Source organism: Capnocytophaga stomatis (genome assembly GCF_002302635.1).
Taxonomy (GTDB): Bacteria; Bacteroidota; Bacteroidia; order Flavobacteriales; family Flavobacteriaceae; genus Capnocytophaga; species Capnocytophaga stomatis.
This window is the reverse complement of the sequence record NZ_CP022387.1, coordinates 1061733-1080287: the sequence shown is the minus strand read 5'-3', so window position 1 is coordinate 1080287 and position 18555 is coordinate 1061733. Positions and strand designations below refer to the sequence as shown.

Below are 18555 nucleotides of genomic sequence, written 5' to 3'. Positions count from 1 at the left end.
TAAAATCTCTGAATAAATTCTATTCAGAGATTTTTAATATTTTAAAATTGATAAACAACTTCTATTTTGTGTCCGGATAGCGTTTTCTTTGCTTTTTCCAAGTCTTCTGTGAATCCTAAAATATAGCCTCCACCTCCTGAACCACAGAGTTTTAGGAAGTAATCGCCTGTGTCGATACCTTTTTTCCAAAGCGTATGAAATTCTGCCGGAATCATCGGTTTGAAATTATTTAATACCACTTTGGAAAGTTTTTTTACATTCTTGAAGAGTGATTTAACATTTCCTTTCAAAAAGTCATCAATGCAAGCATCTGTATATTTGATGAATTGCGTTTTTAACATACTTTGGAAAGCCTCATTCTTCATATTTTCCATAAAAATCCTCACCATTGGGGCGGTTTCTCCCACAACACCACTATCAAGCAAAAATACAGCCCCTTTGCCATTTACAGCCTGCGAAGGAATTCCCGTAGGTTCAATATTATCTTTGGAATTGATGAGAATAGGCAGACTTAAATAACTGTTTAAAGGGTCTAATCCTGAGGAAGTTCCGTGAAAAAAGCTTTCCATTTTCCCGAAAATGGTTTTCAATTGCAAAAGTTTCTCCCGGGTCAAGTTTTCCAAAACAGTGATTTTATTATGTGCGTACTGGTCGTAAATAGCAGCCACCAACGCCCCGCTACTTCCTACGCCATACCCTTGTGGAATACTGCTATCGAAAAACATTCCGTCGTTGATGTCTTTCTTTAGTTGTTCGATGTCAAAGCTAACAATTTCAGGATTTTCTGAGGATAATTTTTCCAAATGAAGAGCAAATTTAGCTAAAGCTTGGTTTGATTTTTCGGCTTCGGCTTTTTTGTCTTCACTTATTTGGTCAGGCATTTTCAGCGCTCCGTTATAAAAGTTATACGGTATGGCTAATCCCTTGGAATCCTTGATGATACCATATTCTCCAAAAAGTAAGATTTTTGAGTAAAATAGAGGTCTTTTCATATTCAGATTTAGTAGTTTGAGTTTAATCGGTCGCAAATATACTGATTGTTTTCGCAAAATGCAATCAATTCATCTTTAATAAATTGCAAAACTTCATTTTTGTACGAATCGGGGTACAAAACGTGTACGTTGGCTCCTGCATCTAAAGTAAAGCAAACGGGAACTTTGGTTTCCTGACGGAATTTCCAAATGCGTTGAATGACTTCTAAAGTGTTAGGTTTCATTAGTACAAAATAAGGAAGACTGGTCATCATCATTGCGTGTAGCGTTAGTGCCTCACTTTCAACAACTTCGATGAATTCATTCAAATCTCCCTGAGCAAAAGCACTGATAAGGCGGTCAATATTTCTGTGGGCTTGCTCGAAGCGTTTTTCGGCAAAAGGATGGTTGTGCATCAAATCGTGACCAACAGAACTGCTCACTTGTTTTTGCCCCTTATCGATGAGCAAAACTGTATCCTGATAATTTTTGAAAACATCGTGAATTTCAAACGGATACATTATTCCGTAAAGGTTGGAACTGTTTGGGATAGATTTATGCTCTCCCCAAACCACAACGCTTCCTTGTGTACTTCGGCAGGCACTTCCCGAGCCTAATCGTGCTAAAAATGAGGCTTTTTGCCAGAAATCCTTTTCTGAAATATTAGGATTTAATTGTTTTTCAATCTGCATTAAGCACACCGATAGTGCAGCCATAGCACTTGCTGAAGAAGCAATTCCGCTACTGTGCGGGAAGGAATTTTCCGAGTATATCTCAAACCGATAATCCTTCAAAAACGGCAAATATTCGTAAATCCGATTGAAAAAAGTAACTATTTTCGGATGAAAAGACGGTTTGGGTTGTTTTTCAAAAAAGAAATCGAATTGAAAATCGTTAGAAGGATTTTCTAATTTTTCAAAATGAACTGAAGTTTCTGTATAACAGTTTGTTAGTGTAAAGCTAATGGAAGGATTTGCAGGAATTTGCCCCGCAAGTTTTCCCCAATATTTGACCAAAGCAATATTACTCGGTGCCTTCCAAGAAACAAAATTTTTATCGTTCATTTATTTTCTTCTTTATCGTATTGGGCGATTCATTACCAAATCGATGTATAAATTCACCTTGTCTTTCAATTGCTTACGATTTACAATGAAATCCAAGAAGCCGTGTTCCAAAACAAATTCCGCAGTTTGGAATCCTTCAGGCAAATCTTGTCCTGTGGTGTCTTTCACTACTCGCGGACCGGCAAAGCCAATCAACGCCCCAGGTTCGGCAATGTTGATATCGCCAAGCATCGCGTAAGAGGCGGTTGTTCCTCCAGTGGTTGGGTCGGTACAAAGCGAAATATAAGGTAATTTTGCTTCATCCAACTGAGCCAATTTCACAGAAGTTTTAGCCATTTGCATCAACGAAAGTGCGGCTTCCATCATTCTGGCTCCTCCTGATTTTGAAATCATTAGGAAAGGTAACTTGTGTTTGATGGCGTACCCAATTGCTCGCGAAATTTTCTCACCTACCACACTTCCCATCGAACCACCGATGAAAGCAAAATCCATACAAGCAATCACGATTTTTTCTCCTTTCGACTTGCCAACAGCAGTGCGAACGGCGTCTTTCAAACCTGTTTTTTGCTCTGCTTCTTTTAGGCGTGTTGCGTACGATTTTGTATCAACAAATTCCAAAGGGTCTTTGGAAGATAAGTTGGCATCAAGTTCTTTGAATTCGTTATTGTCGAATAGAATTTGGAAATATTCTTTGCTTCCTATCCTTACGTGGTAATCATCTTCAGGACTTACAAAGTAGTTTGTCTCAAGTGCTTCATTATCAACGATGTTTCCGCTTGGGGACTTGTACCATAATCCTTTGGGTATATCTTTCTTTTCCTCAGTAGAGGTCTGTATTCCTTTTGCTGTTCTTTTAAACCAAGACATAATCTCTCTGTATTTGTCGGACAAAAGTATGAAAAAAAAATGAATTTGAAAACAGAATTAACATTTGAGAAATATAATCCGCCATAATGTTAAAATTTTAGAAACGAATTATTTTGCTGATTTTTAAGTTTTTTAAAGAATTTCTTTTAAATAAATTAATTTTTTAGGAAGATATCTTCGTTTGTTTTATTAGTTTTTGATTTTTGGGTGTTAAAATCAGTGAAATTTTACAGATTTGTTTCTTTTGTTCAAGAAAATGAATTTTTTTATTCATTTATATTTTCTACCTTTGCAATATCAAAAAAATGAAATTCAAAAGAGGTTGAAATTGCTGGTTCTCTTATGATTACGTGATGAGAAGGCTTGGGTGTTTTGTAAAATTGATGCTTTTTGTACAAAAGTCGTTTTGCAGAGGAAAAGTAAAGAATTGTGAATTTTTCAACTTCGATTTAAGGAAATAAATGAAACTACGAACATATATAAAAGCTGCTCGATTGCGGACATTGCCTCTTTCTGTTTCGGGGATTATTATGGGGAGTGCTTTGGCGTTTCGTGCAGGCTACTTCCGATGGGAGGTTTTTTTGTTGGCACTTTTAACAACGATTCTTTTTCAGGTGCTTTCTAATTTTGCAAATGATTATGGTGATGGAGTAAAGGGTACGGATAACGAAAATCGTGTTGGTCCTGAGAGGGCTTTGCAAAGTGGAAAAGTAACTCGGAAACAAATGAAGTTTGTCGTTGTGGTAACGGCTTTGTTTTCAGTACTTTTGGCAATTGCATTAATTTATGTTTCCTTTGGAGAGGAAAATCTGTTATATACGCTGATTTTCTTTCTTTTAGGAGTGCTTTGTGTGGTGGCGGCAATCAAATACACGGTGGGAAAATCAGCTTATGGTTACAGAGGATTGGGAGATGTGTTTGTCTTTATTTTCTTTGGATTGGTAAGTGTGCTTGGTTCGTATTTTTTGTATGTGCATCAGTTGAATTGGAAAATATTTTTACCCGCTACGGCAGTTGGGCTGCTAAGTGTTGCAGTTTTGAACCTCAATAATATGCGTGATTATGAAAATGATAAGGCTGTAGGCAAGAATACGTTGGTGGTAAAAATGGGAATTGATTTGGCTAAATATTACCATTATTATTTGGTAGTTTTGGCTATGTTGTGTATGATGGCTTTTTCGATTTTGAACTTTCAGGTGCGTTGGCAGTTGCTTTATATGATAGCTTTTTTTCCGTTGGTGATTCATTTACTATCTGTTAAACGGAATAAAAACTTGAAAGATTTAGATAAAGAATTGAAAATTGTGGCATTGAGTACTTTTTTTTTAGCATTGTTATTTTTCATTGCACAAATTTTGTAATTTCGCCAGCAAAGATATTTTAACTTGATATTTTATATTTAATCACTCAAATACATTTACTTTTATCTCATAGATGTTAAAAATACTATGGAAATAACTTTTTACGGACATTCTTGTATTGGAATAAAAACAGAGGATATAAATCTTTTGGTTGACCCTTTCATTTCAGGAAACCCTTTCGCAAAACACATTAACGTTGATCAAATAAAAGCTGATTACATCTTGATAACCAATGCTCATCAAGATCATACAATGGATGTTGAAGCCATCGCAAGCAGAACCAGAGCAAAAATTATTTCAAACTTTGAAATAGTTGAAAATTATTACAATTTGGGATTTGATGGGCATCCTATGAATTTGGGCGGTTCGTTTGATTTTCCGTTTGGACATTTGAAATTTGTACAAGCCTTGCATTCTTCAACGTTTCCTGATGGGAAAGCAGGAGGTTGTGCGGGAGGTTTTGTTTTGAAAACACCTGAAAAAACTGTTTACATAGCTGGGAATACGGCGTTGCACTTTGATATGCAGCTTATTCCGGTGCGTCATAAGATAGATTTTGCTGTGTTGCCAATCGGTGGTAACTTCACAATGGACATAGAAGACGCTGTTATGGCCTCTGATTTTGTAAAATGTAATAGGGTGCTGGGCGTAAACTACGACACTTTCAGCTACATTAAGCTTGACCACGAATTGGCAAAACGCAGTTTTAAAGCCAAAGGAAAGGAGCTTTTGTTGCTTGAAATAGGCAGAACTATCACAATTTAATGGAGTATCTTTCTTATTTTTTATTCAGAATTACTTTGCAATTAATTTAAAATGAATTACTTTTCATCAGATTTTACTTTGGGTATATTAGGAGGAGGGCAATTGGGTAAGATGTTACTTTCCGAAACCCGAAAGTATGATATTAAAACGCACGTACTAGATTCCAGTGCCGATGCTCCGAGTCGTTTGGCTTGTAATGAGTTCTTTCAAGGGGATTTGAATGATTATGAAGCGGTTTACAAATTCGGTAAAAATGTGAATGTTCTTACCATTGAAATTGAAAACGTGAATGTTGATGCTCTTGAGCAGTTGGAAAAAGAGGGAATAAAAGTATATCCTTCGGCAGAGAGTTTGAGAATCATTCAAAATAAAGGATTTCAGAAAAAATTTTATAAAAAAAACAACATCCCGACAGCAAGTTTCGAAACTTTTGCTTCGAAAGAAGAATTAAATCAGGCAGTTACAGAAGGCAAAGTTCAGTTTCCTTTTGTTTGGAAAAGTACTCGTTTTGGTTACGATGGAAATGGAGTAAAGGTTGTCCGTACAACGGAAGATTTAGCGAACATTGCTGATACAGAATGTATTGCTGAAGTGATGATTCCTTTTAAAAATGAATTGGCTGTAATAGTGGCTCGCAACCCGAAAGGAGAGATAAAAACATATCCTGTTGTAGAAATGGAATTCCATCCTGAAGCCAATCAGGTTGAATATGTGATTTGCCCGGCTCGGATTGCGAACGAAGTAGCTGAAAAGGCTCGGAAAGTAGCTCTTCAAGTGGCTGATGCTCTCAAAATTACGGGTCTTTTGGCTGTAGAAATGTTTCAAACTCAAGATGATGAAATTTTGGTCAATGAAGTGGCTCCGCGTCCTCACAATTCGGGTCATTACAGCATTGAAGCTTCCTACACAAGCCAGTTTGAACAGCATTTGCGTGCTATTTTGAATCTTCCATTGGGCAGAACTGATAGCAAAGTGGCTGGAGTTATGGTGAATTTGGTTGGAGCAGAAGGCTACAAAGGTAATGTAGTTTATAAGAATATTGAAAAAATTATGGCTATGGACGGCGTTACACCACATATTTACGGAAAACGAGAGACGAGGCCTTTCCGAAAGATGGGACACGTTACCATTGTTGATGAGAACGTTTCCAAAGCAAGGGAAACAGCCCAAAAGGTAAAGGAAACCATTTTGGTAATTAGCGAATAATTTAGAAGTTGTCAAAAACGTTTTTTATACATCATCAGATGAGAATATTGTTAGTATTTCTAATTTCAGCTGTTGCTTTTGGGCAAAATCTCAAAACAGATTGGCAAAAAGAAAATCTGAAAGGAAAAGTAAAATCCGTGGAAAGCATTGCATATCGGTACGTTGGTAACGAAGGTAAAAAGGAGGCTCTGTCCAACTTCAATACACAAGAAAAATATAACGACAAAGGATTTAAAATTTCCGGTCGAAGATTTACAAATGAGGGGAAAACCTCTGCAAGCTGGCGTTATTTTTATGATGATAAAAACCATCTGACAAAAGTTGAAATTCTAAATGAAAAGAATCAAGTAGAAGAAGTTTTAAAGTACATTTACGAAGCTAAAGTTCAGAAAGAGGAAGTTTTAGGTTATGATGCCTCAGGAAAACTCACAGGAAAGCAAGTTGCTTCGTATGATGAAAAGGGAAACAAAATCAATGAGTTATCCTTAACTGCTGATGGTGCTTTCTTATTAAGACAAGAAATTGTTTATGATGCAAAAAGCAACGTTTCGGAAAAAAGATTTGAGGATAAGGAGGGAAAGAAAGTTCTTTTGAAGTACGTTTACGACGACAAAAATAACATTATCGAAGAAAATTACTACGGAGAAGGGAATCAGCTTTATGGGCAAAAAATTTTCTCCTACAAATACGATTCAAAAGGCAACTGGACGCAACGCACTGAGCGTATTTATGATGTTGAAAGAGTTGTCACAGAAAGAAAAATAGAATACTTTTAAAAAGAGTGAATTATGTCAATGAATAAAAATACTGTTTTAGGATACGCCACACTTATAATGATTGTTGTAGGGGTGGGACTCATAGCTTTAGGAGCCTTCCGATATGATGATATCGCAGGATTTGGCTTTGCGGCTGTAGGCGTAGGTTTTTTTGCTATTGCTTGGGTATTCAACGCTTTAAAGGGAAGAGTTTAGGTTTAAAGATAAAAAAATATCATTGTTTTTTTGTGTTTTTCGATGTGTTTTTATAATTTTAGCACATCAAATATGAAAATTCTAAATAAAAAAACAATGAAAATAGGAATTCCAAAAGAAATTAAAAACAACGAAAACCGCGTTGGAGCTACGCCAAGTGGTGTTAGCGAATTGGTTAAAAACGGTCATACTGTTTATGTACAAAAAACAGCAGGGCAGGGAAGTGGTTTCTCCGATGAGGAGTACGTAAAAGCTGGTGCGATTATTTTACCAACAATTGAGGAGGTTTATGCAACAGCTGATATGATTTACAAAGTGAAAGAACCCATTCTTTCCGAATATGATTTGATACGTGAAGGTCAATTGATTTTCACGTATTTTCATTTTGCTTCGGAAGAGGCTTTAACTCACGCGATGATAAAGCAAAAGGCGGTTTGTTTGGCTTACGAAACGGTTACTGCTCATAATTCGCTTCCTTTACTAACCCCAATGTCAGAGGTTGCAGGGCGGATGGCTACTCAGCAAGGAGCTCGATTTCTTGAAAAACCTCAAGGGGGAAGAGGTGTACTTTTAGGGGGCGTTCCCGGAGTGAAACCGGCAAAAGTTTTAGTTCTTGGAGGCGGAGTTGTAGGTTACAATGCGGCGATTATGGCTGCCGGATTGGGTGCTGATGTAGTCATTGCGGATATTTCACTGCCAAGATTACGTGTTTTGGATACTATTATCCCGAAAAATATTGACACTCTGTTTGCTTCGACTTATAATATTCAAAATGAGTTGCCTTCTTGCGATTTGGTGATTGGTGCCGTACTGATTCCGGGGGCAAAGGCTCCACATCTTATCACCAGAGAAATGCTCAAATTGATGAAGAAAGGCTCTGTATTAGTGGATGTTGCTATTGACCAAGGCGGTTGCTTTGAAACATCAAAAGTGACAACGCATAGCGAACCGGTTTATGAGGTTGAAGGCATTGTTCATTACTGCGTAGCGAACATTCCGGGGGCTGTACCATACACTTCCACTTTGGCACTGACCAATGCAACCCTACCATATGCCATAGAACTGGCTAACAAGGGCTGGAAAAAAGCTTGTCAAGATGATAAGGGACTTGAAGAAGGCTTGAATGTCGTTCAAGGGAAAGTGACATACAAAGCCGTAGCCGATACCTTTGGATTGGAATATACTCCCGTTTGCGAAGTGTACTAACGAATCATTAAAATAAAAAGCAGTAGTTTTCTACTGCTTTTTTCTTTTCCTTTATTTTATATCCCTCACTTTTAGCTGCAAAGAAGTGTTTCCGTTCCAGTGATTTTCTTCGATGGAATACACAATTTCAAAGGGTTTGCCCGATTTTATGAGTTCCAGTTTGTGACCCAAGTTAAAACCCACCGCCGAGAAGAATTTTTCTCCGTTAAAATCCTTTAAAGTAAGACGAAGATGGCTGTTATCCTTACCGATTTGCTTTGCAAAACCTGTGTCAATCACGTTTTTGGCATAAAATACGGGAGCCATATTCTGCGGACCGAAAGGCTCAAACTGTTTTAAAATGTTAAACATCTTCGGATTAATTTTTTCCAACGGAAGTTCGGTGTCAATCACTATTTTGGGCGATTTTAATTCCTCAGGAAGTGTTTCTGCAACTACTTTCTCGAATTTTTCTTTAAAAAGAGGATATTTTTCAGGGAGAACTGTCAGTCCGGCAGCATATTTATGTCCTCCAAACTGCTCAATATATTCCGAACACTGCTCCAGAGCCTCATACACATCAAATCCTTGCACGGAACGCACCGAAGCGGCGTATTTTTCTCCGCTTTTTGTGAAAACTACCGTCGGGCGATAGTATGTTTCAATCAATCGGGAGGCAACAATGCCAATAACACCCTTATGCCAATGTGGAGCGTAAACAACTGTGGCTGCTTTTTCCTCTTCCTGATTGGTTTGTATTTGATTTAAAGCTTCTTGCACGATGGAAGCATCAAGGTCTTTACGTTCACTGTTAAAGGTTTCAATTTGTTTGGCTTTGGCAAAAGCTTGGCTATAAGAACTTTCCGTTAGGAGTTTAACGGCAAACATTCCGTGTTCGATTCTTCCTGCCGAATTGATTCGCGGAGCCAATCGAAATACAATATCCATCATTTGCACGGGTTTGGCTTCCAATCCTAACAAGGCGGTAAGCCCTACGGACGGATTTTCGTTCAGAATTTGTAATCCGTAGTGCATTATTACCCGATTTTCGCCCGTTACGGGAACAATATCCGCCCCGATGGCAACAGCAACCAAATCCAACAGCGGTTGTATCTGTTCAAACGGATTTCTCATTTGCTTATTGAGTGCCTGTACCAATTTGAAGCCCACACCACAGCCACAAAGCTCTTTATACGGATAATTACAGTCGGTTTGCTTAGGATTTAAGATAGCCACCGCCTTGGGAATTACTTGCGAAGGACGATGATGGTCGCAAATGATGAAATCAATGCCTTTTTCGCCGGCATATTGCACTTTTTCAACATCTTTGATACCACAATCCAAGGCAATGATGAGCGAAAATCCGTTTGCAAAGGCATAATCAACCCCTTGAAAGGAAACACCATAGCCTTCGGTGTATCGGTCGGGGATATATGTGCCAAGTTGATGCGTAAATCGGTTTAAATACAAGTACATTAGCGAAACGGAAGTTGTTCCGTCCACATCATAATCGCCATAAATGAGGATTTTTTCCTGTTTTTCAATAGCTTGTAACACTCTTTCCACTGCTTTTTCCATATCTTTCATCAAAAATGGATTGTGCAAGTCGGAAAGAGACGGACGAAAGAAGCTTTTTGCCTCTTCAAAATCGGAAATACCTCGCTGAGCGAGCAAAGTAGCAGGAATTTCGCTGAGGTTTAGTTCCTTTTGGAGCTTCTGTACGATTTCCGGATGAGGTTTGGGCTTAAATGTCCAGTGATGAGTCATATTGTTGAAAATTAGTGCGTTGTTTGGGTTTATTTTTTATGGAAAAAATAGAAGAGTTATCTCAAAAATTTTATTATCAGCAAGTTAATTGGTTTTTAAGATATGTAAGGTAACGATTTGGTAACGGAACTATTTTCATTGTTTTTACCTATTTTGGGTAGTAACTCAATGAGGCAAAGTTACAAACTATTTACATATTGTCAAAAAAATCTTACCTTTGCCCTGTGAAGCGGGTGCGGGGGACTTCTTCGGATGTTGATGCTTTTTCAAAAACGCAAGAGAAAAATCCTCAAACGAAAAACGAAAAACCTGCTTCCAAAAAAGAATCGCCTCGAAAGGTAAAATCCGATAATCTTTCGTATGAAACCCTATTTTTTAGGCAGGGGGACACATCGGCAAGAGAAGGGAAGTCTGTGTATATTCGCTCGGAATATCATCAACGTATTGCTCGAATTGTTCAAGTTATCGGTGAGGACAAAATTAGTATTTATACTTATTTGGATAATGTTTTAAAAGCTCATTTTGAGCAATATAAACAAGAAATTGCCGAAAGTTTTCAAGAAAAATACAAACCTATTTTTTAGTTATGGAAAAACTCATCACCATACTGCTGCTACTGATTATTTTTCTGTTATTATCGGAAAAATTTTCATTGAAAATCGAACGGAAAAAATATTCCAACCCCTTTCCCGAATCCCAAAAAACTCCTGAAAAGCCCGAGCAAAACACCTCTATAATGGGGAAAAGTAAATTTGTACCTCCAAAGCAGGAAAATCCATTAACAGAGGCTGAAAAACGGGCAATTTTAGCAGAGTTTGAGCAGAAAAATGAAAATTACTTACCTGATTTTGAAGATGAAGAAGAGGATTTACGAGCGATGCGAACTCCCGAGCAAGACAATGATTTTGCCACGGGCTTGTCTTTTGAGGATTTGGAAAAAGTAACTGATTTTCTAAGCCAAAATGCATCTTCTACCACTGAAAACAAAGAATTAGCCCAAAAAGTGGTTGGTACCAATCTATTGGAAGAAATTGAAAAAGCCCTACCTGAGGCTTCGCTAAAAGTAGCCCGACTTTTAGACGAAATTTTATCACAAACTCCCCAAAAAGAAAGTGATTTTGATATTGAGGAGTTTGTGTGAGATGTAATTAAAAAACTCTATGAAAAAATATTTTTTATATCACTGACATTCAGTTTATTGAAAGAATAATTAAATATTTTTAAACAAGAATTATTAGCTGTATTATTTTTATTTTATATTTTTGTGGATTGTATAAAAGTATTCATTATGGATAATCATCACCTAACTTTTAAAAAAAACATAGTAAATCTTGGATTTACTACAGAGGATGATTGCCTATACTTAATAGATAATACTGATAACTTAGCAGAGCCTCAAATTCAATTTCATTTGGATAAGGCTCGAAAATTAAGTGCTTCGGCTATCTACTTACGAAAACAACTTAATGGAAGCTACAAGCCTCAAGTATATCTGTTTGATTTTACCGATAGAAACTTTGAAGAGACAAATGAACCTGAGTTAGCTCAAATTCAGACTAATATATGGAGTAGTGGTGAAGTTCCATTAGCTTGTATCTTCTATAGAACAGAAATTAAAATTCTTGACTGCACAAAGCATATAACAAAAGAATATAAACCCGAATATTTAGTAAGAGAGTTAAAATTAACAGGAAAAACTCATGAGTTATATAACGAACAATTTGCCGTAAAAATAAAAAGTGGAATTTTTTGGGAAGAAGAAGAGCTAAAAAATAAATTTAAATTCCAAAATTCTGCTTATGATAAATTGATTGATAATATCCGTTATGTGTCGAAAAAGCTAACAACTGAGTTTACTACTATTTCAGTTGAAATAGTTAATAAAATAATTGTTCAATCAATACTGATAAAATATTTAGAAGAAACCATCGATAGTAATGGTAATGAATTATTATCAAAGAAATATTTTCAAAAATACAATGATGCCTTATCTTTTAGTGATGTTTTAAAACAACAAGGTAAATTTGTAGAACTTCTTTCGGATTTAAACAAAGATTTTAATGGAAATGTATTTAGATGGGATAGTGCAGAAGAAGATAATCTAAAAGAATTAGATTTGTCTATTCTTGCTGATTTATTATCAACTAATAAAACAGACTTGAATTCTAATCAACTAGAATTAGAATTTAACGATTGGAGGTATTTTGAATTTAAGTTTATTCCTGTTGAGTTGATTAGTCGTTTGTATGAAGAGTTTTTAGCAGAGGATAAACAAGATAAAGGATTGTATTATACTCCTTCGCATCTAGCAAAATTATTGGTTGATGAATGTATTCCGTTAAAAAAATATAAAGATATTGATTTAAAAGAATATACGATTTTAGACCCTGCTTGTGGTTCGGGAATTTTTTTGGTAGTGGCTTTTAAGCGATTAGTGCAGATATGGCGACTCCAAAATAATATGGCAACTCCAAATATTGATGATTTAAAATCAATTTTGAAAAACATTTACGGTGTTGATAAAGAGGAACAAGCAGTACGATTGGCATCATTCAGCTTGAGTTTGGCTTTGTGTAACGAATTGAATCCTATTACAATTTTAAATGAATTGAAATTTGATGATTTAACAAAAACAAATTTAATTCATTCTGATTTTTTTGAATGTAAAGCCATTGAAAATAAGAAATTTGATTTGGTAATAGGAAACCCGCCTTATGTTAGAGGAGGTACGAAAGATTTTGAAAAAAACACTACCAAATTTATTCAAAAAGAGATAGAAATTCCAAACAATCAAATAGCTTTAAAATTTTTGGGAGATTCGTACTCTTTCTTAAAGAAAAGAGGATTGCAGTGTCTATTGGTAAAATCTTCGGGAATATTATATAATACTGGATCAAGATTTTATTTAGAAACATTGCTCACTGAAACAAATGTTGTCCAAATATTAGATTTTACAGCTCTTGCAAGAAATAAATCATTATGGGATAACAAAAAAGTTTCTTTCTCTGTTGATGGAAAAAAGAAAGAAACTCCTCTAGAAGTGGAGACAGCTGCTATTTTTATTAAAGAAGGAAAGCCTAATTTTTCAAGAAATATATTACATTTAACATTCAGAAGAACAAAAGCTACTAAAGAGCGAATAATTTTTGAAATAGATGACTATGACTTACATTTTGTAAATCGTCAAACTGCGATAAGTAATAAATTTATTTGGAAAAATAACCTATTAGGAGGAGGAAGAATAAAACAAACAATTGAAAAATTGTCTAACACAAAAAAATTAGAAGAGTTTTTTGAAAATTATGGGATTTATGGAGAAGGTGTTGGAGGTGCTAAATCTTTACATAATGATGCTTTTTTAGGTGATAAAATAGAATCATCTTTTATAACACAACAGTATATTTCATCTTTTGAAGGATTGAAAGAAAAAGAAGTCTATAAATATCCTAACTTCTTAATTAAAGAGAATATTGAATTACCTTTTTCATATAATGATAAGCCAATAAAATTTTCAAATGAAATAGTTGGTTTTTATTCATCTGAAGAACAAAGATTAAGACAATTAGCATCTTACTTTAAAAGCAATATTGATGTTTTGAAATTCTATAATATATGTACGAGTGGTAAATTACTTGTTTATAAAAATACGGCTTGTAAACAAGAGGATATATTAAATCTTCCTTTTGATTTTAATATAAATCTTTTACTATCCGAAATGGATAATAAAATCATTAGTGATGTTAATAATATAATGCAAATGTTTATTCGAAATGGTGAAAATTCAAAAGCCTTACAACCAATAAAACAGCATAATTTATTTTCCATTATTTCAAATTATGGAACCGAATTTTCACGAGCATTAAATACGATTTATCAAAACGAAAGCCACAAATTTAGACTATCTGATGTCGTTCAGTTGAAAAATTCATTAATAGCAACTGTTTTTAAGTATGATAATGAAAATACAGAACCTAAATTCCATAAAGATTTGTCTGAATTAGGCATTCAAGGACTTACAACTAACGATATTTCGGTTCATTTATCGGTAAATAGGATAATAAAATTATATCCTGAAAAAGATACCATTGTTTTTGTAAAACCAAATCAATATAGGTATTGGCTTTCATTAACGGCTTACCGAGATGCAGATAAATGTTTTTCTGATTTTTCAAACGCAGGTTATTAGTATGATTGCAGAGGAAAATTTATACAATAAACAAGTTCCTAATATTAGTATTTCAGATATTGGTAAAATTTCTCTTATTAAGGAAATAATGAAACAATCTGTTGATAACTTTAAGTCCTATCTTCGTTCAGATTTTTATAATAAGAAAAATTTTAATGAAGATAGCTTTACACAAACTTATGTAGAACAAACTCAAATATTAATAAGAAATAGGGATTATCCTTTTAATGTAAGCTCTAGTTATCGTGATATTACCAATCAAAGTAAAGGTATATCAGATTTTTACTTTTATCCTAATGAAGAGGGAGTCTCCACTGCTTCTATTTTTTCAGTAGAAGCTAAACGATTACCTGCTCCTGAAAAATATAGAGAAAAAGAATATGTAATTGGAAGTAAAAATAACGGAGGTATTGAACGCTATAAAACTGAAAAACACGGCAAGGGCTTAAAAAAATGTGGTTTATTAGGTTTTGTAGAAAAAGAAAATTTTGATTATTGGAGTATAGCCATAAATAAATGGATTACTGAACTATCTGAAACTGACAATTCAAGTTGGAAAAGAGATGAAAGGTTATCATTAAAAGAGTCAAATTTAGATTTTGGTGTATTAGAATCCGTTGCTCATAGAACAAATGATGATATCCACTTGACCCATATTTGGGTTTCTATAAATACTTAAGACCACATAAAAACTATTCACTTCTAAGTGGTCTTTATTTCAACATCACTTTATTTCTAACACTTTTTCCATCACATCGAAGTAAGGCTGTTGGCTCCACAATTCTTTGTTTCCAATCACGTAACAGCGTTTTTTTGCACGAGTAAGAGCCACATTGAGCATATTAGGCTTTGAAGATGCCCATTGACGAGAACCAACTTTATCTGGATGACTTCCTAAAACAAGGAATACTACATCTGCTTCTTTTCCTTGGAATGTGTGAATCGTACCACATTGAACATTTTCGAAATTATTTAATGCTTCTCTGCATTTATCTGCAACTGCTTTAAAAGGAGATATTACATAAATATCCCCTAAATATGTTTTTCTTAATCCACTGATTTTTTCTTTGAGTAATTCAATTTCCTCATTAATAACTTGGCTATCTCCTGAACCATTACCAACAACATCAAACCAACAAGATTCACCAATATATTCTTGTTCGTTTTTATCTTTCGTGCCTTTTACCATTTGATTTTCGTACGCTATTTCATTGGCTATATCGACATTGGGTTAAAACATCTTCGGTGGGTTCTCAGTGGAAATCCAGTCCAAACATCTCCCATTTGTGTTCCGTATTTGGAAATTCTGTCGGCTAACTGTTGAGCAGAACCGTTGTATGGAGACCAAACAGAATCAATATTTTGATGTTTTATCAATCCATCAACCAAAGTTTTGGGAATAGTAACCACAGGCTCTACTTGTATTGGATCACCTACAATAACACATCGTTTTGAGCGTTGAATCAGACCTGCAACTGATTGAGGCGTGGCTTGTCCTGCTTCATCTATTAATAACCATCCGATTTGATTTTTTGCCATATTAGGAAACAATTTACTTGCCGAAGCTAATGATGTAGAAACCACTGGAACACAGAAAAAGAAAGTATCCCAAAGTGATTGTATTAGTTCTTCATCAATTTTCGCTCTACCTGTAATCATTTCAAAAAAAGAATTCAAATTATTTTTGAATTGTTTGGCGTTGTTAAGAATTGTATATTTATGAACTTCGAGAGCATTTAAAAATATTTCACTACGAAGTTTTGCTATAAATTCTGAATGATATGGAGAGAGTAAATGAATTTCTTTCAAATCTTTACCATAGAATTTTTCATCAAAAAGATTCTTTTCCTCAATTTTGTAATCTTGGGTAAGTTGAGATTTTAAGTTTTCATATTCTTTTTCAAATCTCTCAATTTGATTTAATTGATTTTGAAAGCTTTTGAGTTGATTTTCAACAATATTCAATTCAGAACTCTTTTTCTCAATTTGAGAGTTAAGTTGCTTTATTTCCGATGAAATACTATCAAATTCGCTTAAAATCTCACTTATTTCATTGTTCCATTTTTTATAATTTTCTGTATTAAACAACTTTTGGAAGAAAAAGAAAATAGGCTTTTTATTATTATGAAGAACTTGATTCTTCAATCTCTCTTCTCCTGACATATTGATAAAGCCTATTGCTCTATCCTCACTCATTGCCGAATCTTGAACTTTGAACCAAACGTCGTTTTCATTGGAGGCATACTTGTTTATATCAATCCACGAATGTTTGTAATTAAAATGCTCCGGAATGTTGCCCTGTTGGTCTATAATGGCATACAAATGTCCGTCTTCAACTTTTTTGCGTACAATTAAATAGAATTTTCCTTTGTATTTGAAAACATCATTATCTCTAAAATAGTTACAACTATCGTATTCTTTAGCAAAAAATATGGTTCTGTTTTTTATCTGAAAACCTTTTGATAGCTTATCCGAAGGTACAAATTCATATTTTGGTTTTTTATAAGGAGGAGAATGTAAAACACAACTGTAATTTATTTCTTCTTTAGTTGAAATTTTCCAGTTTTTATCTACCGAAAATGTGTAATAATGCTCATCAAATGCACTATAAATCACTTTTCCTCTAATCGGAGAAAAACTTTCAATGTAAATACTGGTATGAATTGGCTTAACGAGGGTTTGCATCGTTTTTTTATTCATAAGTCCCAATTTTCTATCCACGTAAAATGGGAGAATATCATTAGGATTTGTGTTTTTACAATTGGCAAAAAGTTCCTCAAGTTCTTTGCGTGCTTCTTCTTCCGTTTGTGAAAAACCACAAAAAGAAGTTAAAAATAAAATGATAAAACATACCTTTTTCATAGTTGCTCGTTTTGTTTTATGTTGTTACCCCACAGATTTCACGGATTAACACAGGTTTTTTACGATTAGTTTGTTATAATTGTTTTTCTGTGCAAATCTGTGTTATCTGTGGGAGTGTTTTCGTTATTATTTCTCACAGATTTCGCGGATTAACGCAGATTTTTTTGTCTGGTTTGTTATAATTGTTTTTCTGTGTGAATCCGTGTAGTCTGTAGGATTGCTTTTTATTTTATTTTCTCACAGATTTCGCGGATTAACCCAGATTTTTTGTGTCTGGTTTGTTATAATTGTTTTTCTGTGTAAATCTGTGTTATCTGCGGGAGAGTATCTCAATTAGTATCCTACTTTTTCACGTACTCTTTTCAGGACTTCGTTGGCCGTTTTTTGGGCTTTGAGGGCTCCTTCTTGCAATATTTTTTCCAACTCGTCGAGATTTTCCATATAATAATTGAATTTTTGGCGTGGCTGGGCAAATTTTTCAAGCAAAAGTTCGTAAAGAGCTTGCTTGGCGTGTCCGTAGCCGTAATTTCCCGCCAAATAATTAGCGTGCATTTGCTGGGTTTGCTCCTCCGATGCAATCAATTTATACAAAGCGAAGACGTTGCACGTGTCGGGGTTTTTGGGCTCTTCAAGTGGCGTGCTGTCGGTTTGTATTGCCATTACTTGTTTGCGGAGTTGCTTCTCCGGAAGGAAAACATTAATGAAATTATTACGCGATTTACTCATTTTTTCGCCGTCTGTTCCGGGGATTATCATAATGCGTTCCTCGATTTTCGCTTGCGGAAGCACGAAGGTTTCTCCCATTTGATGATTAAAACGCGAAGCGACATCTCTGGTAATTTCAAGGTGTTGCAATTGGTCTTTTCCTACGGGAACTATCTCAGCATCATAGAGTAAAATGTCGGCGGCCATCAGCATTGGATAAGTAAAAAGCCCTGCGTTGACGTCTTCGAGGCGGTCAGCTTTATCTTTGAACGAGTGGGCAAGGGTCAGACGCTGATAAGGGAAAAAGCAACTTAAATACCACGAAAGTTCGGTAGTTTGCGGAACGTCGCTTTGGCGGTAGAAAACTACTTTTTCTATGTCCAGCCCAAAGGCAAGCCACGTGGCAGCCACGCTGTAAGTGTTGAAACGAAGTTCTTCTCCGTTTTTAATTTGAGTGAGCGAGTGCATATCCGCAATGAATAGAAAGGACTCGTTTTTAGGGTCTTGTGCCATTTGCATTGCTGGAAGGATAGCCCCTAAAATGTTTCCTAAATGCGGAGTTCCAGTGCTTTGTATGCCTGTTAGTATTCTTGCCATATTTCTCTGGGTTTTCAAATTATTAAAGTGGACAAATTTACAAAAACA

The 18555-nt window shown here is 35.2% G+C and carries 17 protein-coding genes; 10 read left to right on the top strand and 7 right to left on the bottom strand.

Annotated features, from left to right (window positions below):
- Positions 1 to 41: 41 nt before the first annotated feature.
- The 3 genes from CGC58_RS04735 to accD are packed head-to-tail and all read right to left on the bottom strand — an operon-like array spanning position 42 to position 2902.
- Positions 42 to 992, bottom strand: a complete 951-nt coding sequence (locus tag CGC58_RS04735; RefSeq protein ID WP_095895437.1) for a mevalonate kinase family protein — start codon at positions 990 to 992, stop codon at positions 42 to 44.
- Between the two features lie 8 nt (positions 993 to 1000).
- Positions 1001 to 2035 (bottom strand): diphosphomevalonate/mevalonate 3,5-bisphosphate decarboxylase family protein, encoded by a 1035-nt coding sequence (locus tag CGC58_RS04730; RefSeq protein WP_095895436.1) that lies wholly within the window; start codon positions 2033 to 2035, stop codon positions 1001 to 1003.
- A 12-nt stretch (positions 2036 to 2047) separates the two neighbouring features.
- Positions 2048 to 2902, bottom strand: coding sequence for an acetyl-CoA carboxylase, carboxyltransferase subunit beta (accD, locus tag CGC58_RS04725; RefSeq protein WP_095895434.1), 855 nt, complete (start codon positions 2900 to 2902; stop codon positions 2048 to 2050).
- A gap of 461 nt (positions 2903 to 3363) precedes the next feature.
- Between accD and CGC58_RS04720 the strand changes: the two genes are divergently transcribed.
- From CGC58_RS04720 to ald, 6 genes are all read left to right on the top strand, one after another.
- Positions 3364 to 4263, top strand: coding sequence for a 1,4-dihydroxy-2-naphthoate polyprenyltransferase (locus tag CGC58_RS04720; protein ID WP_095895432.1), 900 nt, complete (start codon positions 3364 to 3366; stop codon positions 4261 to 4263).
- Positions 4264 to 4350: 87 nt separating this feature from the next.
- Entirely contained in the window at positions 4351 to 5028 is a 678-nt protein-coding gene (locus tag CGC58_RS04715) for a metal-dependent hydrolase (RefSeq protein WP_095895430.1), read from the top strand.
- A gap of 51 nt (positions 5029 to 5079) precedes the next feature.
- Complete coding sequence (locus CGC58_RS04710) at positions 5080 to 6234, top strand: 5-(carboxyamino)imidazole ribonucleotide synthase (protein ID WP_095895429.1); 1155 nt, start codon at positions 5080 to 5082, stop codon at positions 6232 to 6234.
- Between the two features lie 38 nt (positions 6235 to 6272).
- Positions 6273 to 7010 carry a hypothetical protein gene (locus CGC58_RS04705; protein WP_095895427.1) on the top strand — a complete coding sequence of 246 codons (738 nt, stop codon included), beginning with the start codon at positions 6273 to 6275 and terminating at the stop codon, positions 7008 to 7010.
- Between the two features lie 12 nt (positions 7011 to 7022).
- On the top strand, positions 7023 to 7205 hold the full coding sequence (locus tag CGC58_RS04700) for a CAL67264 family membrane protein (RefSeq protein ID WP_026193871.1): 183 nt from the start codon (positions 7023 to 7025) through the stop codon (positions 7203 to 7205).
- A 96-nt stretch (positions 7206 to 7301) separates the two neighbouring features.
- Positions 7302 to 8411 (top strand): alanine dehydrogenase, encoded by a 1110-nt coding sequence (gene ald / locus CGC58_RS04695; protein WP_095897116.1) that lies wholly within the window; start codon positions 7302 to 7304, stop codon positions 8409 to 8411.
- Between the two features lie 51 nt (positions 8412 to 8462).
- Here the strand turns inward: ald and recJ are convergent, their stop codons facing one another.
- Positions 8463 to 10157: a single-stranded-DNA-specific exonuclease RecJ gene (gene recJ / locus CGC58_RS04690; RefSeq protein WP_095895425.1), complete on the bottom strand. Its 1695-nt coding sequence runs from the start codon at positions 10155 to 10157 to the stop codon at positions 8463 to 8465.
- Between the two features lie 197 nt (positions 10158 to 10354).
- Here recJ and CGC58_RS04685 point away from each other — a divergent pair, with 197 nt between their 5' ends.
- The 4 genes from CGC58_RS04685 (at position 10355) to CGC58_RS04670 (ending at position 15022) form a co-directional block, all read left to right on the top strand.
- On the top strand, positions 10355 to 10741 hold the full coding sequence (locus tag CGC58_RS04685; RefSeq protein ID WP_232748866.1) for a DUF3408 domain-containing protein: 387 nt from the start codon (positions 10355 to 10357) through the stop codon (positions 10739 to 10741).
- A 2-nt stretch (positions 10742 to 10743) separates the two neighbouring features.
- Complete coding sequence (locus CGC58_RS04680; protein ID WP_095895421.1) at positions 10744 to 11298, top strand: hypothetical protein; 555 nt, start codon at positions 10744 to 10746, stop codon at positions 11296 to 11298.
- Between the two features lie 147 nt (positions 11299 to 11445).
- Positions 11446 to 14343 carry an HsdM family class I SAM-dependent methyltransferase gene (locus CGC58_RS04675; RefSeq protein ID WP_095895419.1) on the top strand — a complete coding sequence of 966 codons (2898 nt, stop codon included), beginning with the start codon at positions 11446 to 11448 and terminating at the stop codon, positions 14341 to 14343.
- A 1-nt stretch (position 14344) separates the two neighbouring features.
- Positions 14345 to 15022 carry a hypothetical protein gene (locus CGC58_RS04670; protein ID WP_095895417.1) on the top strand — a complete coding sequence of 226 codons (678 nt, stop codon included), beginning with the start codon at positions 14345 to 14347 and terminating at the stop codon, positions 15020 to 15022.
- 45 nt (positions 15023 to 15067) lie between these two features.
- Here the strand turns inward: CGC58_RS04670 and CGC58_RS04665 are convergent, their stop codons facing one another.
- The 3 genes from CGC58_RS04665 to trpS form a co-directional block, all read right to left on the bottom strand.
- The gene (locus tag CGC58_RS04665) at positions 15068 to 15550 is read right to left on the bottom strand and encodes a DEAD/DEAH box helicase (protein ID WP_394336611.1); all 483 of its coding nucleotides are present in this window, start codon (positions 15548 to 15550) and stop codon (positions 15068 to 15070) included.
- 8 nt (positions 15551 to 15558) lie between these two features.
- Positions 15559 to 17205: an AAA domain-containing protein gene (locus CGC58_RS12665; protein ID WP_157909191.1), complete on the bottom strand. Its 1647-nt coding sequence runs from the start codon at positions 17203 to 17205 to the stop codon at positions 15559 to 15561.
- Between the two features lie 333 nt (positions 17206 to 17538).
- Complete coding sequence (gene trpS, locus CGC58_RS04655; RefSeq protein WP_095895412.1) at positions 17539 to 18507, bottom strand: tryptophan--tRNA ligase; 969 nt, start codon at positions 18505 to 18507, stop codon at positions 17539 to 17541.
- Positions 18508 to 18555 lie beyond the last annotated feature (48 nt).

Excerpts from the sequence above, each read along its gene's own strand:
- CGC58_RS04705 (WP_095895427.1), top strand. The coding sequence starts at position 6,273 with ATGAGAATATTGTTAGTATTTCTAATTTCAGCTGTTGCTTTTGGGCAA.
- CGC58_RS04715 (WP_095895430.1), top strand. The coding sequence starts at position 4,351 with ATGGAAATAACTTTTTACGGACATTCTTGTATTGGAATAAAAACAGAG.
- CGC58_RS04680 (WP_095895421.1), top strand. The coding sequence starts at position 10,744 with ATGGAAAAACTCATCACCATACTGCTGCTACTGATTATTTTTCTGTTA.
- recJ (WP_095895425.1), bottom strand. The coding sequence starts at position 10,157 with ATGACTCATCACTGGACATTTAAGCCCAAACCTCATCCGGAAATCGTA.
- CGC58_RS04720 (WP_095895432.1), top strand. The coding sequence starts at position 3,364 with ATGAAACTACGAACATATATAAAAGCTGCTCGATTGCGGACATTGCCT.
- CGC58_RS04700 (WP_026193871.1), top strand. The coding sequence starts at position 7,023 with ATGTCAATGAATAAAAATACTGTTTTAGGATACGCCACACTTATAATG.
- trpS (WP_095895412.1), bottom strand. The coding sequence starts at position 18,507 with ATGGCAAGAATACTAACAGGCATACAAAGCACTGGAACTCCGCATTTA.
- CGC58_RS04710 (WP_095895429.1), top strand. The coding sequence starts at position 5,080 with ATGAATTACTTTTCATCAGATTTTACTTTGGGTATATTAGGAGGAGGG.
- CGC58_RS12665 (WP_157909191.1), bottom strand. The coding sequence starts at position 17,205 with ATGAAAAAGGTATGTTTTATCATTTTATTTTTAACTTCTTTTTGTGGT.
- accD (WP_095895434.1), bottom strand. The coding sequence starts at position 2,902 with ATGTCTTGGTTTAAAAGAACAGCAAAAGGAATACAGACCTCTACTGAG.
- CGC58_RS04730 (WP_095895436.1), bottom strand. The coding sequence starts at position 2,035 with ATGAACGATAAAAATTTTGTTTCTTGGAAGGCACCGAGTAATATTGCT.
- CGC58_RS04670 (WP_095895417.1), top strand. The coding sequence starts at position 14,345 with ATGATTGCAGAGGAAAATTTATACAATAAACAAGTTCCTAATATTAGT.
- ald (WP_095897116.1), top strand. The coding sequence starts at position 7,302 with ATGAAAATAGGAATTCCAAAAGAAATTAAAAACAACGAAAACCGCGTT.
- CGC58_RS04735 (WP_095895437.1), bottom strand. The coding sequence starts at position 992 with ATGAAAAGACCTCTATTTTACTCAAAAATCTTACTTTTTGGAGAATAT.
- CGC58_RS04675 (WP_095895419.1), top strand. The coding sequence starts at position 11,446 with ATGGATAATCATCACCTAACTTTTAAAAAAAACATAGTAAATCTTGGA.